The following is a 17,889-nucleotide window of genomic DNA, read 5'->3' as shown; positions in this document are numbered from 1 at the left end:
TTGGCTGGCCATGCCGCCCAGGTCCGCCGAACCAGGGGGTGGCCGACCAGCGGCGACCAGGAGCTCATCAACACCGTCGCGCTGGCCATGCGGCACCGGATCAGGGTGGCCGAACTCCGCGACGCGATCTACACCCATCCCAGCTCGACCGAGGCCTTCAACGAGGTGCTCGGCACCATCGTGCGGGCCGACGAGCCTCGGCTGGCCCGCACCTGACCCAAACGACTCCCGATTGAAACCACGGGAATCGGGGTATCCGCCAGTTACGTAGCGCTAGCTACTCGATGTGATCACTCTAGGTGGGCGGGGGGCACCGCAAACCGGAGGTACCATGATCGTTCTCGGTCTCATCCTGCTGATCGCCGGATTCTTACTGCACATCTCCATCCTGACGACCGTCGGAATCATCCTCCTCATCGTCGGCGCCGTCCTGGCTGTACTGGGCGCCGTCGGCCGGGGTGTTGGTGGCAGACGGCACTACTACTGACCAGTCCCCGGTGGCGGCCGCACGTCGGTCGCCACCGTCGGTCCGGCCGAAGTCACGGCTCGCACAGACCCAGCCCAGCCCGCACAGACACTGCAACCTCTGTGCGACCTGGGCTGGGTCTGTGTGACGAGACCGCAAACTGCGAGCCATCTCGAGACGACGTGGTCCCGGCGGCCAGGCCGATCACCGTGTTCGATCTGCTCACCTCCCGTGCCGGCTACGGATTCCCGTCGGACTTCACGCTGCCGGCCGTGGAGCGGCTGTTCAGCGTGCAGAAGGACGGCCGCGCGCCACAGGCCTTCGAGGCGCCGGACGACTGGATGGCGGCGCTGTCCCGCATTCCGATGCTGCACCAGCCCGGGGACGCGTGGCTGTACGGCACCTGCTCCGACGTCCTGGGTGCTGGTCGCCAGGGTCTCCGGCGCTACGTTCCCCGAGTTCCTCAGCGAGCGGGTGTTCGTGCCGCTCGGCATGGTGGACACCGCATTCGTGGTCCCGGCCGAGAAGCGCGACCGGTTCACCAGCTACTACCGAACCGGTGCGGCGGGCGGCCTTGAGCTCGCCGACGGGCCCGACGGGCAGTGGAGCAGCCTGCCCGCGTTCCCCTCCGGCGGCGGCGGGCTGGCCGGCACCGTGGACGACTGGTACGCCTTCTCCCGGCTGCTCCTCGCCTAATGCGGGACTTCTGGCGGTACGCCGCATCAGCCTGAGCTCCTGGCGTGCCGAGTCCTGGCGCGCCGAATGGGGTGTCGAAGGCCGCGTCCTGCAGGATGACGTCGTGGACGCGGGGGTGGAGGGCAGCGGACCGGCGCTGCGACTGCCCAGTACCGGGCCCGACCCGATGCCCTTCGACACCGCGCTGGCCGCCGTCCTGGGCTACGCCCGAGGGCGCCGGCCGCTGCGCTTCCGGCCTCTCGGCGACTCGACGGGCCGCTGGGTGCAGGTGCCGGCGTTCGGCTGGGCCCGGTTCGACACCCAGCCGGTGGGACCGCCCGGCGACACCGATGTGCTGATCGGCGAGGGGCTGCACGGCAGGCTCGACCGCGCCGACTGGGTCGCCGTCCGCGACGCCCTCACCCGCGCGCGCCCGCTCGCCGACGCCGCCGAGGAGCGGGCCGGCGGCCGGGTCTTCTGGGAGCTGCCCGACGAGGAGCTGTCGGTGCTCGGCGAGCCCGGCACGGTGGGCGCCGCCCTGCGCGAGATCGGGCGGACCAGCGGGAACCATTCCGCGCACGTCTTCGCGGCGTTGCACCACCGGCGTCCCGACCTCGTCCCGCATCTGACCCGCACCACCCGTCGCGCGCTGCTCTCCCACCTCGAGGAGGGCGACAGCGGTGTGGAGGCGGCGGTCCAGCGCGAGCTGCGGGCCAACGACACGGCCCTCGCGGCGCTGGAGTCCGCCACTGCGGCGCTGCTCGGCGATGCCCGGCCGAACCGGCTGAGGCTGCACGACATCCTGCTGTGGCTCACGACCACTCTCCGGCTGGCGCACGCCGTCGAGCTCGGTCGCGGGACCGACGAGTGGCGGCGCCACAGCACCGGAGAGCACGACAGCCAGCGGGGGTGAGCCCGGTCAAACCCGGCGCGCGACCGGGGTCAGGGCCGGCGGGTGCCCGAAGACGGTCACCAGGGCGGGGTCGCCGAACACGGTGATCCGGGCGATGCCCGCCGAGGTGACCGTGAGCACCACGACTCCGAAGGCCCGGTACTCGCCGGCGGCGTCGCGGTAGTAGCCCACCGCGGCGGGCTGCGCGTTCGCGCTGGTGGGCACGAGCCGCCAGTCGCCGGGTGACCCCAGCACCCGGTCCCGCAGGTAGGGGATGCAGGTCCGGCGGCCGGCGAACCAGGTCGGCGACGGCGTGCCCTCCAGGATGGCGTCCGCCCGCAGCAGCTGTTGCAGGGCCGCCGTGTCAGCGTTCTCGAAGGCCGTGATGTAGCGCTCGAGCACCGCGCGGAGCTCGGGTTCGGCGGGTTCGGTGACGTCGTCGGCCGTCGGGGACAACTCGTGCAGCCGAGCCCGGGCGCGCTGCAAGGTGCTCTTGACCGCCGTGCTGCTCGTGTCCAGCAGCTCCGCGACCTCGGCGGCCGAGAACGCCAGCACGTCCCGCAGGATCAGCACCGCACGCTGGCGGGGCGGCAGGTACTGCAGGCTGGCCACCAACGCCAGCCGCACACCTTCGCGCGCGGCGACGATCGCGCCGGGATCGGCCGCCGCCGGGTCAACCAGCGAGGTGGGGATCGGCTGCAGCCACGAGAGGTCGGGCCCAGCCGCCGCCAACGGCGCGTTCGGATCGGGCTCCGGCGCACCGACGCCGGAGGGCAACGCCCGCCGCCCGCGCCCCCGCAGGGCGGTCAGACAGACATTCGTGGCTATCCGGTACAGCCAGGAACGCACCGACGACCGGCCTTCGAACCGGTCATAGGCACGCCAGGCCCGCAGGTAGGTGTCCTGGACCAGGTCCTCGGCGTCGGCCAGCGACCCGAGCATCCGATAACAGTGCGCCACCAGTTCGCCCCGGAACTGCTCGGTGTCAGCGACGAACTCGCGGGCGTCCGGCATCTGCTCGCGTCCCCATCCTTGGCGAGTTTCGGCCCGGCGGACGCCAGGCCTCGACGGTACAGACCGCGGCCGCGGCGGAAAAGAATCGCGTGCCCGGCCGCGATTCCTTTCCCGGCGCACGCCGGTCTCTTCCCTCGACACCTTCGCGCGACGGCAGACGAGAGGACCTGGCGATGACCGCCCTGCTCGACGACACGGCACGTGCACTGATCGACGGAACCAACGCCGCAACCGTGGCCACCCTCAACCCCGACGGCCGGCCCCAGACCTCCGTCGTCTTCGTCGGTCGGGACGGCGATGCGGTGCTGTTCAGCACGATCAAGGGGCGGCGGAAGACCCGCAACATGACCCGTGACCCCCGGATCAGCCTGCTGGTGGTCGATGCCACGAACAAAGGGAGCTACGTCGAGGTTCGCGGCACCGTACAGATCACCGACGACCCGGAGAAGATCCTCCTGACGAGGATGTACGAGAAATACCTGGGCACGACCCCGCCACCCGAACCCGAGGCCGAGCGCGTGATCGTTCGCCTGACACCGGAGAAGGTCTACCGCTTCCCCCCGAGCTAGCGTCCGTCGATCTGGATTCGAGTCACAGCACACAGGCTCCGGGCGTCGGTCGCGGCTCAGTTCCCGCCCGGCACCACCCCGTGCAGCAGGCCGGAGGGGCGGTCGAGACCGGAGGGCCGGTCGAGGCCGGGTGGCGCCGGGATCGGCCTGATGCCGTTGTTGGCGGTACCGAGCACCGGCGGCAGGGAGTTGACGTCGATGGGCACGTTGGCTCGCAGGATGCCGCCGCTGCCGTCCTCCGTGCTGGTGATCGACCGGGTCTGGACGGTGAACGCGGCGACGTCGGTCAGGTAGGGCAGTAGGGCGTTCGTCACCGGGTCGAGGTGCCGGGTGGCCGCGTGCAGCTCCGGCAGCGCGGTGTTCAGCTCGTCGCTGAACGGGCGCAGGTCGGCCACCACGGAGCGGGCGGCACGCAGGAACGGCCCGGCGGAATCCACCGCGGTGTCCAGCTTGTCGGCGGTGCCGCGCAGGTCGTGCAGGGCGCCGGGCAGCTCGTCCGAGGCATGCTGCAGATCACGCAGGGTGGGGTCGAGCTCGCCGGAGAGTCCCTGGACGGCGGTGGTGGAGCGCTTCAGCGCAGCGATCAGGCCGGGCAGCTCGGCCAGGGTCCGGTCGACCTGCGGCTGGTGGCTGCCGAAGCTGCGCAGCGTCGTCTGCAGTCCACCGGCCAGGGCACGCAGGCGCTGGTCGTCACCGCCGACCGCCTGGGCGATCTGGCCGAGCGAGGTGATCAACCGCCGGATCAGCTCCCGACGCATCGCGAGCTGTTGAGCCACCGGCTTGAGGTCGTTCGCGACCGTCCGGGTTCCGTCGAGCCCCGAGGGCAGATCGGCTCGCGCGCTGGTCAACGCCACATCGGACTCGGCGAGCAGCGAGGTCAGCATGCGCTGGGCGTCGGGGTCGAGGTGGTCGAGCACTTCGTCGACCTGGACCGGCCGCTCGGTGTTGGTGACCGGGAACTCGTAGCCCGAGGTGACCTGGCGAGCCGGCGGCGCGCCGGGGTTGATCGTCACGTACATCTCGTTGAGTGGGCTCTTCGGCCGCAGTACCAGCGTTGCGTTCTCGTACAGGCGATGACCGGGTTCGAGGGACAGCCGCAGCCGAGCCTGCCCCGCCTCTCCCACCTCGGCCGCCACGATGCTGCCGACGTTGACACCCGCAATGCGCACCTCCTGCCCGTTGCCGGGACTGATGCCGGGGGCAGCGGCGAAGTCCGCGGTGACCACGAACCGGTTGCTCCAGGGCGCCACGAACCGCTGGTTGCCCAGGATGACGCCGCCCACGACGCCCGCAATGGCGATCAACGCGACGACAACAACGGTGTTGCGGGCCAACCCGGGTTCGGTGCGGACCCGCTCGAACACCCGTCCCATCCGTTCCCGCCGACCGGTCACGGTCGAGGTCCCGGCATGGACTCCCCCAGGGTCGTGCTCATCTCGTTCGATCTCCTCACCAGTTCAACAACAACGCCGGCCGAGCCGGTGCCGTCATCCAAATCGGGCCGCACGAGGGCCGCGATCCGGAAAGCGCTCACCTCCGTCACGTTTGCGCACTCGACATTGGCCGGCGCCGGTAGGTGGGCCCCCTGAACAGATCCACAAATCGGGGGCATAACGTCAATGGCGGCGCTTCGGTCGATGCGCCTCGGACGTGCGGAGGCGGCAACGTGGCGGTGATCACAGACTTGACCCATGAGGTACTTGCCGCCTACCCGGTCGCACGCACGAAAGACATCGGCCAGGCCACGGAGGTACTGGAGCGGGTACTCCCCCGCATCCCGCTCCAGATGCGGGTGGCCAGGACCGGCGACGTATTCGAGATGCACATGAATGCGCTCGATATCGGCGCGGTCACCACAAGTTATGTGCGTTTCGGCGCAGACATCCAGATAACGAACAGTGAGACCGCCTTTTATCACGTCAATATTCCGTTGAGCGGTCGCACGGTGTGGCGCGCCCGGAATTACGTCGTGCAATCAACCCCCACGGTCGCGGCGGTGCTGAGTCCGGGCACCGCGGGCGAACTGCTGTGGAGCGGCGGCTGCGCGCAGCTGTGCGTGATGTTGCCGCAGTCCAGCCTGGACCGGGAGCTCGAGCGCCACCTCGACCGTGAGATCACCGAGCCCATCAGCTTCGCCCCGGCGATGAGCCTGACGTCCGCCACGACCCGGCGTTGGCTCGACGCGCTCCGGCTGGTGTTGAACGAGGCCGAGTTCAGCAACGGCAGGTCACTGCACCCGCTGACCACGCGGACCCTGGAGAATCTCCTGGTCGACAGCCTGTTGCTCGCGCAGCGGCACAACTACACCGTGGAGCTGAACCGGCCGGCCCGGGCGGCGGCGCCCAGGGTGGTCCGCGACGCCATGGAACTGCTGGACAACCGCCCCGACCACCCCTGGACGGTGGGCGAACTGGCAGGCGAGGTGCACGTCAGCGTGCGGGCGCTGCAGGCGGCGTTCGCCCGGTCGACCGGCATCTCCCCGATGCGCTATCTGCGCCAGGAGCGCCTGCGCCGGACCCATACCGAGTTGCTCGACGCCGACCCGGACAGCACCACTGTCACCGAGGTGGCGGCCCGTTGGGGGTTTGCCCACCACGGGCATTTCGCCGCCCTGTACCGCGCCAGGTTCGGGGAGGCGCCGGCTCTCACCCTGCGCCGCTGACCGGCGCCGAACCTCCGCTGACCTGCCGCTGACCTGCCCTGGACGGGCAGACCCGGATGGGCCTGCCCGTCCAGAGCTCGGTGCGTCCGGCGCCGAACGCGGTCAGTTCGCGATCGGTGCGTTCGGCGCGAGCCCCCAGAACAGCTGGGTGCCCAGCACGCCGACGATGTGGATCAACACCATGTTGAGCATCATCGACTTGGCGGTGTTGCGGCCGACACCGACCGAACCGCCGCGGGCGTGGTAGCCGTAGTAGCAGCCGACGAACGTGATCACGGTGCCCATCACGATCACCTTGAGCAGCGAGTACGCGAAGTCGGCGGGGTTCTGATAGAGCCAGAAGATGTAGAGGTACCCGCCGGAGGAGACCCCGCCGAGGTTGACCACAGTCACCAGGTACGCGGCGATATAGGTCATGCCCACCCCGACCGTGTACAGGAACGGGATGGAGATCCACACGGCGAGCACCCGGGTGCCGACGAGGTAGCTGCGCGACTTGATGCCCATGACCTCCATGGCATCGATCTCGTCCGCGATCCGCATGGAGCCGATCTCGGCGACCAGTCCGCAGCCCACCTTCGCGGCGAAGATGTAGCCCCACATGTAGGGCGACATCTCGCGCAGCGAGCACCAGGCGTTGAACACCCCTGAGTAGATCGGGGCACCGATCTGCTTGAGCGTGTAGCTGGCCTCCAGACCACACTCGAAGCCGATCACACCCTGCATCACCCAGATGATCAATCCGCTGGTCAGCACCAGGATGCCGGCCTGGTGCAGCACCTCGCTCGAATACCGGCGGACATCGGGCAGGGACCGGATGACCGAACCACTGAACCGGGCGATGTCGCCGACCGAGGCGAGAACGTCCTTGATACCGGCACGTGAGCCGGCCTCGGTGTCTCCGGGCCGGACGGGGGCCGGAGCGGGCTTTTCTGTCGTTGTCATCGCGCGCCCCTTTACCGGTAGACCTGCATGTCGGGGTTGAGCCCCAACATGAGCGTCGTGAACGCGAAGTTGAACATCCAGATCCCGGCGAACGCGATCACCACGGCCTGGTTGACCGCGCGACCCACACCGATGGGGCCACCCTCGGCCCGGTAGCCCTTGTAGCAGCACACCACGCCGATGATCAGGCCGAACAGCGCGGTCTTGACGACGCTGCACCACATGTCGGTCGTCGTGGCGTTGTTCCAGAAGTTGCCGAAGTAGGCGTTGGTGTTGGCGTCCAGCTCCCACGCGGCGAGCAGCCCGCCGAACACGCCGAAGCACAGCGCCACCACGTCCATCAGGCCGGTCATGATCGTCAGCGCGATCACTCGGGGCAGGATGATCGTCCGGATGGGGTCGACGCCGAGGACCTCCATGGCGTCGAACTCCTCCCGGATGCGTCGCGCTCCGAGGTCCGCCGTGATCGCCGTGCCCATCACACCGGCCACAACCATCGCGTTGATCCACGGCGCGAACTCACGGACGCTGGCCATCAGGAAGAAGGAGCCGAGCCGCTCCGGGATACCGAAGAGCAGGAAGATATTTCCACCCTGCAGACCAGGTGCGCCGAAGCCGAACGCGGTGCAGGAGATGATCATGGGCAGCCAGCAGAGCTTCAAGATGTCGTACATCTGCTCGCGGACGTCGCCCCAGTAGCCGGTCGGATGGGTCACCGCGCTGCGCAGGACCTCGATCAGCAGTTCGAGCATGTCACCGGCCTGTTGCAACGGCCGGGTTGCCGCGCCTCGCGCGACCCGCAGCCCCTTGCCGAACTTCGGCACGAGGACTGCGCCGGTATTCCCCGGTGGCGCCTCGGCCTGTATCGCGTTAGCCATTGGTTGTCCTTTCAGGGTTGGACAGGGTTGTGGCGCTAGGGACGGTAGGGCGCGCGGCGGCGGGTGAGCGAGAGTTTCGCCTGTTCGGAGCGTCGGACAGGACCGGCGCACAACCGCGGCGGCCTCTCGTTGTGGCCGCGCACTCTCCGCCGGGTCGGGTCGGCCGCCGCCCGGCGGCGTGCGGCATCCTGGGTCGCGTGTTCACTCCGGCACCGACGCCAGCCCTGATCGCCGTCGAGCCAAACCTGCGCGCGCGGATACCGGCGGTGTGCGCGGCGATCGTGGCGCGCATCGAGCAGTCCGTGCCGCTCTACCTGGACACCCGGGCGGTGGAAGGCGGCTCACTCGGCGAGTCCGTCCGGCAGAACATGGAGTACCTGCTCGCGTCGATTGTCGGGGACACGCCCGAGGATCTGTCCGCCTCCCGCAACACCGGGCGGCGCCGCGCCCGCCAAGGCGTGCCGATGGCGGAGATGCTGCGCAGCTACCGGATCGGTTTCGCGCTGTTCTGGGAGGTCGTCGCCGAGGAGGTGATCAACCAGAAGTGTTGGTCGGAGCGCGATCTGACGGACACCGCCACGGTGCTGTGGTGGAAGGCCGACGAGTTCTCCGCGGCGGCCACCGAGGCCTACCGGGAGACCGCGGCCGAGCTCGTCGAGCAACGCGAGCGGCAGCGTTCCGCGATGGTGGAGGCATTGATCACCAGTGGCGGGATGGACCAGGGGGCGATGTGGGAGATCGCCGAGAAGCTCGGCATGCCCCGCACCGGGACATTCGTCGCGGTGGCAGCCGAGGTGACCGAGATCGGCACCGAGTCACTGCCCGGCATCGCGGCGCGACTGCGCGAGCTGGACATCTGGTCGGCCTGGCGACTGCTCCCCCAGCTACAGGTGGGCATCGTCTCACTGCCCTCCACCGAGCTGGATCCGCTGGTTGCGTCGCTGGAGAAGGGCACCACGACCCGGATCGGCATCAGCCCGGTGTACGCGGCGCTCGAACACACCCCGCGCGCCGTCTACCTCGCCAAGACCGCGCTCAGCAGCATCGACGCCAGGGGGCGTCGGGTACAGCGGTTCGCCGCGACGCCGCTGGCCGCCCTGGTCGCCGCCGCCCCGGAGGCCGCCGTGCAGCTCGCCCGCACCGTACTCGGCTCGCTGCTGGCCCTGCCCCGTGACGAGCAGGACCTTCTGCTGGACACCCTGGACGCCTGGCTGCGCACCGGCGGCTCGGCGCGGGAGACCGCCGAACAGATGTACTGCCACCCGAACACCGTGCGCCACCGGCTGCATCGGATCGCCGAGCACACCGGCCGGGCCGTGGAACACCCCGCCGAGGCCAGCGAATTAGCCACCGCGCTGCACGCCCTGCGCCTGCTGCCCGAAGTGCGCTGGACCGAGCCCGGGCCCGGCTAGTGTCCTGAGTCGGAGGTTCGCGCCGGCTCCAGTGATCCAAGCGGCGGCTGGCAAGGCCGCAGATCGCCTGGATATCGGGCGTAACCAGGCGATCGCGAACGCCGCAGGCCCAGATCGAGACTCAGGTCGACCTCGACGCATCCTGCCTCTCAGGTCAGCGGCTTAGATTAGACCTGGTCTCAAAACTCGGCGTGTCGCTAGGTGGACCAACGGCCCGCCCCTGGCTCCGCACCGCCCGCCTGTGGACCCGGCCCGACGGACCGCGAGGTCTGTCAGAGAGACTGGGGGCCAGTGCCCGCCCTCTCGACCTGGAGCCTTCGATGCCGCAGGGGACCGTCCGTTGGTTCGACGCCGAACGGGGTTTCGGCTTCCTCGCGCCCGAGGACGGCTCGCCGGACGTGTTCGTGCACGCCTCCGAGATCGTCGGGGACGGCGGCGCGAAAGTGCTCCGCGAGGGTCAGGCCGTCATGTTCGAGGTCGGCGAGAACGACCGCGGGCCCCAGGCGCTGCGCGTTCGCGTCACCGCCGATGCGGCCACCGGCAGTGCCGTGGGCCTGCTCGGCACCGTCAACTGGTACGAGCCGGGCAAGGGGTACGGCTTCGCGTCGCCGGACGGCGGCGGCGCCGACATCTTCGTGCACAGCTCCGCCATCGTGACCGGCGGCGTGGTCACCGAGGGGCAGCGGGTGGCCTTCCTGATCGTCGAAGGCGAGCGCGGCCCGCAGGCCGGGCACGTGATCCCGCTGGGACCGGGGGCCGGCCCACCCGCTGCGGCCGGCACCGCGGACGGTGCCGACGGCACGGTGGCCTGGTACAACGAGGACAAGGGCTTCGGCTTCATCAACCCCGACTCCGGCGCCGGGGACGTCTTCGTTCACGCCCGGGCCCTGGCCGAGGGGCTAACGTGGCTCGCGGAGGGCGACCGCGTCGCCTACGAGGTGGCTAGTGGAGACAAGGGCCCGCAGGCCCGCGACGTGCACCTGGTCCGGGGCGCCGAGCCCCAGACGGCGCCGCAGCGGTCGGCACCTGCCGCGGCCGCAGGGCCGGCGGCGCGGGACGTGCCCGCACGAGGCGGCGAGGGCGTCGTCGCGCGCTACGACGGCGACCGCGGCTTCGGCTTCATCACCCCGGACGCAGGCGGCGACGATCTCTTCGCCCACGTGTCCGTGATCATGGGGTCGGAGCCGCTGCAGAAGGGTGACCGGGTCCGGTACGCGGTGCGTCAGAGCGACCGGGGCCCGCAGGCCGACCGCATCGAACGCCTCTGAAGAGGCGGCCCCACCGATGGCTGATCACTTCCCGACGAGGGTGCTCGTTCATCCCGTCGATGGTGCCGGATGCGTTAGACCTGGTCTCAGAGCTCGATCTTTATGAGCCGGCGGACGTTGATCACGGTGCAGGCCAGCGTGAGTAGCGCCAGCGTGGTGCGTTCGGTCCGGTCGTAGCGCAGCCCGAGGCGTTTGAACCGCAGCAGCCAGGAGATGGTGCGTTCGACGACCCAGCGGACCCGGCCGAGGCGGGACTTGTCCTCAATCCCGCGCCGGGCGATACGGACCTTGATACCGCGGCGGGTCAGGTAGCGGCGGCAGCGGCGGTAATCGTAGCCCTTGTCGGCGTGCAGCTTGTCCGGTCGGAATCGTGGCCGGCCCGCCCGGCCGTGGTGGCCGCGCACGGTCGGGTTCGTGTCCAGCAGCGGCTCAAACAGCATGCTGTCGTGGGTGTTTGCCGCCGACAACATGACGTGCAGCGGTAGCCCGTTCGCGTCGCACAGAACGTGGTACTTGGAGCCGGCTTTGCCCCGGTCAGTGGGGCTGCGACCGGTCAGCTCGCCCCCCTTTTCGACCGCACCGACACCGCGTCGATGCAGCCTCTGGTCCAGTCGAGCTCGTCGATGTCGGACAGCTCGTCGAGCACGAGCTGGTGCAGCCGGTCCCACACGCCAGCGTCCTGCCACTCACGTAACCGCCGCCACGCGGTGTGCCCGGAACCGCATCCGAGCTGCTCGGGTAGGTCTCGCCAGCGGCAGCCGGAGTCGAGCACGAACAAGATCCCCTCTAGCGCGGCACGGTCATCGATCCGGGGCCGCCCACCCGGACCGTGCGGCGCTGGTCGGGACGGGATCAGGGGTTCGATCAGCTCCCAGAGCCGGTCTTCGACCCGCCGCTGCTGCGTCGTCTTCGCCACGACTGCCCACGATCGACGAACAGGACCGGCAGGTTACGCAGCGACACACCCTGAGTTTTGAGACCAGGTCTTAAGCCAGTCGGCTGCTCACCGACCGTGACTGCCGCGTCGTGCGGCGGTCGGTGCCGACTGGGCGTCGCGCAGTAGAGCATGCATTGTTCAGGGCGGCTCAGGACGCTATAGGTCCTGAGCGCCCTCGGTCGGACACTAACTCGCCCGGACGGCGGGCACCGGGAGCGGCTGTTGCAGCGGGTGGTGGCAGGCCGCCTGGTGACCCTGCTCGTCGAACTTCACCATGAGCGGCTCCTCCGCCGCGCACCGGTCGTCGGCCAGCGGGCAGCGGGTGCGGAACCGGCAGCCGGACGGCGGGTCCATCGCCGAGGGCAACTCCCCGCGCACACCCTCGTGGGCCTTCTGGTGTTCCCGGGTCGGGTCGGGCAGCGGAATCGTATCGATCAAGCCACGGGTGTACGGGTGCACGGGCGAGGTGTACACCTGCTCGGCCGGGCCGACCTCGACGAGCTTGCCCAGGTACATCACGCCGATCGTGCTGGCGATGTAGCGGACCACCGACAGGTCGTGCGAGATGAACACGTAGGTCAGGTCGTGTTCGACCTGCAGATCGCGCATTAGGTTGAGGATCTGGGCCTGCACGGACACGTCCAGCGCCGACACCGGTTCGTCCGCCACGATCAGTTTCGGCCGCAGAGCCAGTGCCCTGGCCAGGCCGATGCGCTGGCGCTGCCCGCCGGAGAACTCGTGCGGGTACTTCTCCAGCGCCGTGCGGGCCAGCCCGACCTCGTCGAGCAGCTCGCCGACCGCCTGCTCCTGTTCCTTCGCCGAGCCCCGGTGCTGGATCACCAGTGGCTCGCGCAGGATGGAGCGCACCCGCATCCGGGGATCGAGCGAGGCGTAGGGGTCCTGGAACATCAGCTGGAAGTCCCGGCGCCGCTCCCGCAACGCCCGGTCGGACTTGCCGGTGATCTCCGTGCCGTCGAAGGTGATCGACCCGGAGGTGGGGGTGTCGGCGGCGACCAGCAGCCGCCCGACCGTGCTCTTGCCACAGCCGGACTCGCCGACCAGCCCGAACGTCTCCCCGGCCCGGACGGTGAAGGTCACGTCGGCCACCGCGCTGACCGCCCCGACCTTGCGCTGCAGCACGCCCTTGGCCGTCACCGGGAAGTCCCGGACCAGGTTGCGTACCTCGAGCAGCGGCTTGCTCGTCGTGGCGTCGACCGGATCGGTCACCGGGTTCGCCGCCCGCCGCTCCTTCGCCCCCAGCGGATGGAAGCAGGCGAACGGGTGGCCGTCGGTGGTGAGCTCCGGCTCCGCGTCGCGGCATTCGTCGGTGGCATACGTGCAGCGCGGCGCGAACCGGCAGCCCGTCGGCGGGTCGGACAGGTCCGGTGGCAGACCGGGGATGGCGTAGAGCCGGTGCTCGTGGTCCACGTTCTCCGGCAGCGCACGGAAGAGCGCCTCGGTGTAGGGGTGCCTGGGGTTGTCGAACAGCTCGCGGGTGCCGCTGGTCTCCACCACCTTGCCGGCGTACATCACCGCCACCCGGTCGGTGTGCCCGGCGACCACACCCAGGTCGTGGGTCACCAGGATCACCCCCATGCCGAGGCGGCCGCGCAGCTCGTCGATGAGCTCGAGAATCTGCTTCTGGATGGTGACGTCCAGCGCGGTGGTCGGCTCGTCGGCGATGAGCAGCTCGGGCTCGCAGGCCAGTGCCATGGCGATCACCACCCGCTGCCGCATCCCGCCGGAGAGCAGGTGCGGGTAGGAGTCCAGCCGCTCCGCCGCTCTCGGCAGCCCGACCAGGTCCAGTACCTCCCGGGCCCGTTCCCTGGCCTGCGCCCGGGTGACGTCCCGGTGCAGCCGCACGGTCTCGGCCACCTGGTCGCCGATCGTCAGGCACGGGTTCAGCGACGTCATCGGATCCTGGAAGATCATGCCGATCCGGTTGCCCCGGACCGTGCGCATCACATCGTCGTCCGCCGTCGCCAGGTCCAGGTCGCCGAAGCGGATCGAGCCGCCGGCGATCCGGCCGCCGTTCGGCAGCAACCGCATGATCGACAGTGCGGTCATGGTCTTGCCGCACCCGGACTCCCCGACGATGCCGAGGGTCTCGCCCTTGCCGACGGTCAGGGACACCCCGCCGACCGGGTGCGCGGTCCCCTTGCGCATCGCGATGTCGGTGTGCAGGTCGATGAGCTCAACGACGGGTTCCATCTCCGGTCACCTCCTCTGCAGCCGGACTTCGAACGAGTCGCGCAGCGCGTCGCCGATCAGGTTGAACGCGACCACCACCAGCACGATCGCCAGGCCCGGCGGGTAGATCAGCCACCAGTAGCCGTCGTAGGTGTAGTTGATGCCGTTGAAGAGCATGTCGCCCCAGTTCGCGGCGGGCGGCGGGATACCGAGGCCGAGGAAGCTCAGGGCGGCGACGGTGAGGATGGCGTCGGCCACCTGGAACGTCGCGTTCACCACCACTGTCCCGATCGCGTTGGGTGCGATGTGCCGCAGCACCGCGCGCATCGGGCTGCCGCCCATCAGCCGCACCGACCGCACGTAGTCCCGGGTGCGCAGGGTCAACGCCTGGCCACGTACCAGCCGGGCCGGGCCGAGCCACGAGATCAGCGCGATGACCAGGATCAACAGGCCCACGGTCGGCCGCGCGATCGAGGCCAGGAACAGCAGCAGGAACAGTGCCGGCACCGCGAGCATGGCGTCCACGATGCGCATCATCACGCCGTCCACGAAGCCACCGGCGTACCCGGCGACCGCGCCCCACAGGGTGCCGAAGAAGGTGGCCAGCAGGCCCGCGGCGACGCCCACCTCGAGCGAGGTCTGCCCGCCCACCATCAGCCGCCCGACCTGGTCGTAGCCCACCTCGTTGGTGCCCAGCGGATGGCTGGCCGAGGGATGCAGCGTGGCCGACTCGAGGTCTATGTGCACCTGGTCGGTGTGGTAGATCAGCGGGCCGACGTAGCAGAACAGGATGAACAGCGCCACGACGGCAAGGCCGACCACGGCGAGGCGGTTCTCCAGGAAGGTGGACACCGTCTGCGCGAACAAGCTCCGGGTCCGCGGCGTCCCGTCCCGGGCGCTCATGTCGGAGGCGCTCATGTCGGGGGCACTCAGGTCTGGCTTACTCATGTCGGGGGCACTCATGCGAACCTCACCCTCGGGTCCAGCGCGGCATAGGCGAGGTCGGCGAGCAGCGACCCGGTGACGGTGGCCAGCCCGACCAGCACGGTGATGCCCAGCATGATCGGGTAGTCCTGGGTCTGCGCGGCGGTCCAGAACAGCTCGCCCATCCCCGGGAAGTTGAAGACCGCCTCGGTGATCAGCGCGCCGGAGAAGATCGCCGGCAGCGACAGCCCGAGCAGCGTGGCCACCGGGATCAGCGAGTTGCGCAGCACGTGGTGCACCAGCACGACCCGTTCCCCGGCACCCTTCGAGCGCGCGGTCCGCACGTAGTCCTCGGCCAGGTTCTCGATCACCGAGGAGCGCATGTACCGGGAGAACTGCGCGATGGTCAGCAGGGCCAGCGTCAGCACCGGCAGCACGAGGCCGGCGGGCTGGGACAGGATGACGCCGATCGACGAGCTCTGCGGCGCCTCCGCCGGCAGGATCGGCAGGTACACCGAGAACACCACGATGAGCACGACGCCGAGGAAGAATGGTGGGGTCGCGTAGAAGACGAATGCCCAGAAGGTGATGGTGTAGTCCATCGCGTGGTTGCGCTTCACCGCCTGCACGACGCCGAGCGGAATAGCGACGACGAGCGCGAACAGCGTGGACAGAATGGTGAGGATCAGCGTTTTGGGCAGCCGCTCACCGACGAGCGAGAGCACCGACTGGTTCAACTTCACCGAGAATCCGAGGTTCCCGGTGACCAGCTCCTTCAACCAGTTCCAGTACTGCACCGGGACGGACCGGTCATAGCCCATCTGGTGGTTGAAGTTGGCAACGGCCTGTGGCGTGGCCCTCGGCCCCAGCTGGGCGCGGGCCGGCCCACCGGGCAGCAGGTGCAGCAGGATGAACACGATAACGGTGACGAGCAGCACCACGACAATGGACTGCAGCACTCGCCGGGTGATGAATCCGAACATGGATCGACTACCTCTGTGGTGGGAGTGGCGGTCATTTCACGTAGTACCAGTCCTCCGGCGTGATGTTCAGATAGGGATTCTGCGGGGTCACGCCCTTGAGGTTGTTCGCGATCTCGGTCAGCTGGTAGTCGTAGTTGGGCTGCCAGATCCCCGGCAGGGTGATCGAGCCGTACTCGGTGTAGGCCCGCATGGCCGCCGGGGAGTCGCTGTGCTGCGTCGCCGCGATCAGCGCATCCAGCTTGGGGTCGGAGAAGTTGCTCTCGTTCGAGCCCGCCCCGGTCTGGAAGATGGCCTCGCCGGTCGGGTAGTAGTCCGGGGCGAAGACCCAGCCCGCGCCCCAGTTGCCCATCTGCCAGTTGCAGTCCGCCTTGCCGGTGTCACACGGGATCGCGGTCCCGATCACCGTGTTGAACGGCGCGCCCTGCAGGTCGATGCGCATGCCGACCTTGGTCGCCGAGGACTGCAGCTGCTGCATGGCCAGGCTGACCTGGGGGGTACCGGACGCGTACTGCATCTGGAACTCCAGCCGGGCGCCGGCCGCCACGCCGGGGCCGCACTGGTCGGCACCGGTACCCGGCCGCTGGCACGTGCCCACCCCGTCCGGCGGCGTGCTCCAGCCGTGGTCGGCCAGCAGCTTCCCGGCCCGTCCCGGGTCGTAGGTGAACGGGTTGGGCTCGGTCCGGTCGCTGGCGAACGGGTTGTCCGGCGTCGTCGGCACCGGGCCGTTGGTGGTCGAGCCGTACCCGTGCACGGCCGCCCTGATGATCGCCCCCTGGTCGACCAGCGACTCCAGGGCCTGCCGGAAGTACTGCTGGGAGAAGGTCGGGCCGACCGTCGGGTTGTGCTGGTTGATCACGAAGTAGTTCGTCGAGAGGCTGATCCACCGGTCGAGCGTGTAGTTGCTCTCCAGCGGGTTGTGGCCGACCCACTGGCCATCCGGTTTCGCCGGTGCGTCCTCCGGCGGCAGCAGGCCGACCTGCACCGCGTTGTTGCCGGAGCGCAGCACGTTGTACTCGGCAGCGTTGTCGGAGAACGGCGCCAGGTTGAACTGGTCCAGGTGCGGCTTGTTGGGGCCCGCGTAGGACGGGTTCGGCACGAAGCTCGCGTTGCCGTCCGCGTTGAACGACCTCAGCTTCCACGGCCCGTCCACCACCTGCCAGAGCGGGTTGGTGGCGTACTCGTTCAGGCTCTTGGCCTGCTCGGTCAGGTAGCTGTAGACCGCCGCGCAGTCCTCGACGTGGTGGGTACAGTCGCTCGGCCCGGCCGCGGTGCGGTCCCAGGCCTTCGGCAGCGGGGTGATCTGGGAGAGCTCGTTGTAGACGAACCACTGCGCGCTGTAGGTCTTGTTCAGGTGGAAGGTCACCTGGTTCGGCGAGTCGACGGTCATCGAGTCGATGTCGTCCGGGATCCCGCCGGCGACGTAGACCGCCCAGTTGGTCTTCTCCGCCTTCATCATGTTGATCCAGAAGGCCACCCCGTCACTGGTCACCTTGGAGCCGTCGGACCAGGCGTAGGGCCGCAATGGGACCGTGACGGTGCGGTTGTCGTCGGCGAACTTCGGGAAGTCCGCGAGGCTGAGCCGGTCGTTCAGCACCGGTTTGCCCTGGTCACCGAACCAGTACAGCGGCCGGTAGAGGAGGTACTGCAGGTCCGAGATGGTCGTGACGCTGAAGTACTCGACGGGCATGAACGGGAAGATGTAGTTCGGGGTGGTGTTGGCCGGCAGGGCGAAGGTGGCCACGCCGCCCCGCACCGGTTGACCAGTACTCGGTGTCGTCTGGCCGGTGCCACAGCCGGCCAGCAGCAGCACCAAGGCACACAGCAGCGCCCCCCATAACTTGCGATCCAACACACGCCCCCCACGTACCTGACTCGGCACCCGCCCGCCGGGACAGCACCACCCGCGCCGGCATCCCCGTCGGCCCGGGGCGGACTCGCCCGAAGGCCGGATTGTGCGGCCTCCCGGTACGGAAACACCAGGCCAACTGTGTCGCGCGCGGAACCCCGATCTCAGGTTTCTCAACAACCCGGCGACCGGGACGCGCGATTAGGATGAGCGTACGAGTTCGGGAGG

The 17,889-nt window shown here is 69.3% G+C and carries 17 protein-coding genes; 8 read left to right on the top strand and 9 right to left on the bottom strand.

Annotated features, from left to right (window positions below):
• The 4 genes from ACTXG6_RS18085 (at position 1) to ACTXG6_RS18070 (ending at position 2,054) form a co-directional block, all read left to right on the top strand.
• Positions 1-216, top strand: a complete 216-nt coding sequence (locus ACTXG6_RS18085) for a hypothetical protein (RefSeq protein ID WP_445188982.1) — start codon at positions 1-3, stop codon at positions 214-216.
• Positions 217-331: 115 nt separating this feature from the next.
• Complete coding sequence (locus ACTXG6_RS18080) at positions 332-487, top strand: DUF6131 family protein (protein WP_445188981.1); 156 nt, start codon at positions 332-334, stop codon at positions 485-487.
• A 399-nt stretch (positions 488-886) separates the two neighbouring features.
• Positions 887-1,162, top strand: a complete 276-nt coding sequence (locus tag ACTXG6_RS18075) for a serine hydrolase (protein ID WP_445188980.1) — start codon at positions 887-889, stop codon at positions 1,160-1,162.
• A 103-nt stretch (positions 1,163-1,265) separates the two neighbouring features.
• On the top strand, positions 1,266-2,054 hold the full coding sequence (locus tag ACTXG6_RS18070) for a hypothetical protein (RefSeq protein ID WP_445188979.1): 789 nt from the start codon (positions 1,266-1,268) through the stop codon (positions 2,052-2,054).
• A 6-nt stretch (positions 2,055-2,060) separates the two neighbouring features.
• Here the strand turns inward: ACTXG6_RS18070 and ACTXG6_RS18065 are convergent, their stop codons facing one another.
• A complete protein-coding gene (locus ACTXG6_RS18065) occupies positions 2,061-3,167 on the bottom strand; it encodes a sigma-70 family RNA polymerase sigma factor (RefSeq protein WP_445188978.1) in 1,107 nt (368 codons plus the stop codon).
• Positions 3,168-3,220: 53 nt separating this feature from the next.
• Here ACTXG6_RS18065 and ACTXG6_RS18060 point away from each other — a divergent pair, with 53 nt between their 5' ends.
• The gene (locus ACTXG6_RS18060) at positions 3,221-3,616 is read left to right on the top strand and encodes a PPOX class F420-dependent oxidoreductase (protein ID WP_445188977.1); all 396 of its coding nucleotides are present in this window, start codon (positions 3,221-3,223) and stop codon (positions 3,614-3,616) included.
• Between the two features lie 56 nt (positions 3,617-3,672).
• On the opposite strand, the gene ACTXG6_RS18055 is transcribed toward ACTXG6_RS18060, so the two are convergent.
• Positions 3,673-5,010, bottom strand: a complete 1,338-nt coding sequence (locus tag ACTXG6_RS18055) for an MlaD family protein (protein WP_445188976.1) — start codon at positions 5,008-5,010, stop codon at positions 3,673-3,675.
• 182 nt (positions 5,011-5,192) lie between these two features.
• On the opposite strand from ACTXG6_RS18055, the gene ACTXG6_RS18050 reads away from it, so the two are divergent.
• Positions 5,193-6,278 carry an AraC family transcriptional regulator gene (locus tag ACTXG6_RS18050; RefSeq protein WP_445188975.1) on the top strand — a complete coding sequence of 362 codons (1,086 nt, stop codon included), beginning with the start codon at positions 5,193-5,195 and terminating at the stop codon, positions 6,276-6,278.
• Positions 6,279-6,380: 102 nt separating this feature from the next.
• On the opposite strand, the gene ACTXG6_RS18045 is transcribed toward ACTXG6_RS18050, so the two are convergent.
• Both ACTXG6_RS18045 and ACTXG6_RS18040 read right to left on the bottom strand, forming a co-directional pair.
• On the bottom strand, positions 6,381-7,223 hold the full coding sequence (locus tag ACTXG6_RS18045; RefSeq protein ID WP_445188974.1) for an ABC transporter permease: 843 nt from the start codon (positions 7,221-7,223) through the stop codon (positions 6,381-6,383).
• Between the two features lie 11 nt (positions 7,224-7,234).
• The gene (locus tag ACTXG6_RS18040) at positions 7,235-8,101 is read right to left on the bottom strand and encodes an MlaE family ABC transporter permease (protein ID WP_445188973.1); all 867 of its coding nucleotides are present in this window, start codon (positions 8,099-8,101) and stop codon (positions 7,235-7,237) included.
• Positions 8,102-8,298: 197 nt separating this feature from the next.
• Here ACTXG6_RS18040 and ACTXG6_RS18035 point away from each other — a divergent pair, with 197 nt between their 5' ends.
• Both ACTXG6_RS18035 and ACTXG6_RS18030 read left to right on the top strand, forming a co-directional pair.
• Positions 8,299-9,513 carry a PucR family transcriptional regulator gene (locus tag ACTXG6_RS18035; RefSeq protein ID WP_445188972.1) on the top strand — a complete coding sequence of 405 codons (1,215 nt, stop codon included), beginning with the start codon at positions 8,299-8,301 and terminating at the stop codon, positions 9,511-9,513.
• Between the two features lie 320 nt (positions 9,514-9,833).
• Positions 9,834-10,781 carry a cold-shock protein gene (locus ACTXG6_RS18030; RefSeq protein ID WP_445188971.1) on the top strand — a complete coding sequence of 316 codons (948 nt, stop codon included), beginning with the start codon at positions 9,834-9,836 and terminating at the stop codon, positions 10,779-10,781.
• Positions 10,782-10,867: 86 nt separating this feature from the next.
• Here ACTXG6_RS18030 and ACTXG6_RS18025 read toward each other — a convergent pair.
• The 5 genes from ACTXG6_RS18025 to ACTXG6_RS18005 all read right to left on the bottom strand — a co-directional run bounded on the left by ACTXG6_RS18025 (position 10,868) and on the right by ACTXG6_RS18005 (position 17,664).
• Positions 10,868-11,697, bottom strand: a protein-coding gene (locus ACTXG6_RS18025; protein ID WP_445188970.1) for an IS5 family transposase whose coding sequence is annotated in 2 segments (ribosomal slippage) — positions 10,868-11,355 and positions 11,355-11,697 — 831 coding nt in all. Because the reading frame shifts where the segments join, the coding sequence is not laid out codon by codon here.
• 207 nt (positions 11,698-11,904) lie between these two features.
• Positions 11,905-13,929, bottom strand: a complete 2,025-nt coding sequence (locus ACTXG6_RS18020) for an ABC transporter ATP-binding protein (RefSeq protein WP_445188969.1) — start codon at positions 13,927-13,929, stop codon at positions 11,905-11,907.
• A gap of 6 nt (positions 13,930-13,935) precedes the next feature.
• The gene (locus ACTXG6_RS18015; RefSeq protein WP_445188968.1) at positions 13,936-14,871 is read right to left on the bottom strand and encodes an ABC transporter permease; all 936 of its coding nucleotides are present in this window, start codon (positions 14,869-14,871) and stop codon (positions 13,936-13,938) included.
• The gene (locus tag ACTXG6_RS18010; protein WP_445188967.1) at positions 14,868-15,815 is read right to left on the bottom strand and encodes an ABC transporter permease; all 948 of its coding nucleotides are present in this window, start codon (positions 15,813-15,815) and stop codon (positions 14,868-14,870) included. The genes ACTXG6_RS18015 and ACTXG6_RS18010 overlap by 4 nt, the downstream gene beginning before the upstream one ends.
• A gap of 31 nt (positions 15,816-15,846) precedes the next feature.
• On the bottom strand, positions 15,847-17,664 hold the full coding sequence (locus ACTXG6_RS18005) for an ABC transporter substrate-binding protein (protein ID WP_445188966.1): 1,818 nt from the start codon (positions 17,662-17,664) through the stop codon (positions 15,847-15,849).
• Positions 17,665-17,889 lie beyond the last annotated feature (225 nt).

The sequence above is a fragment of the Pseudonocardia sp. Cha107L01 genome, from assembly GCF_052566575.1.
This window is presented reverse-complemented; position numbering and strand designations above follow the sequence as displayed.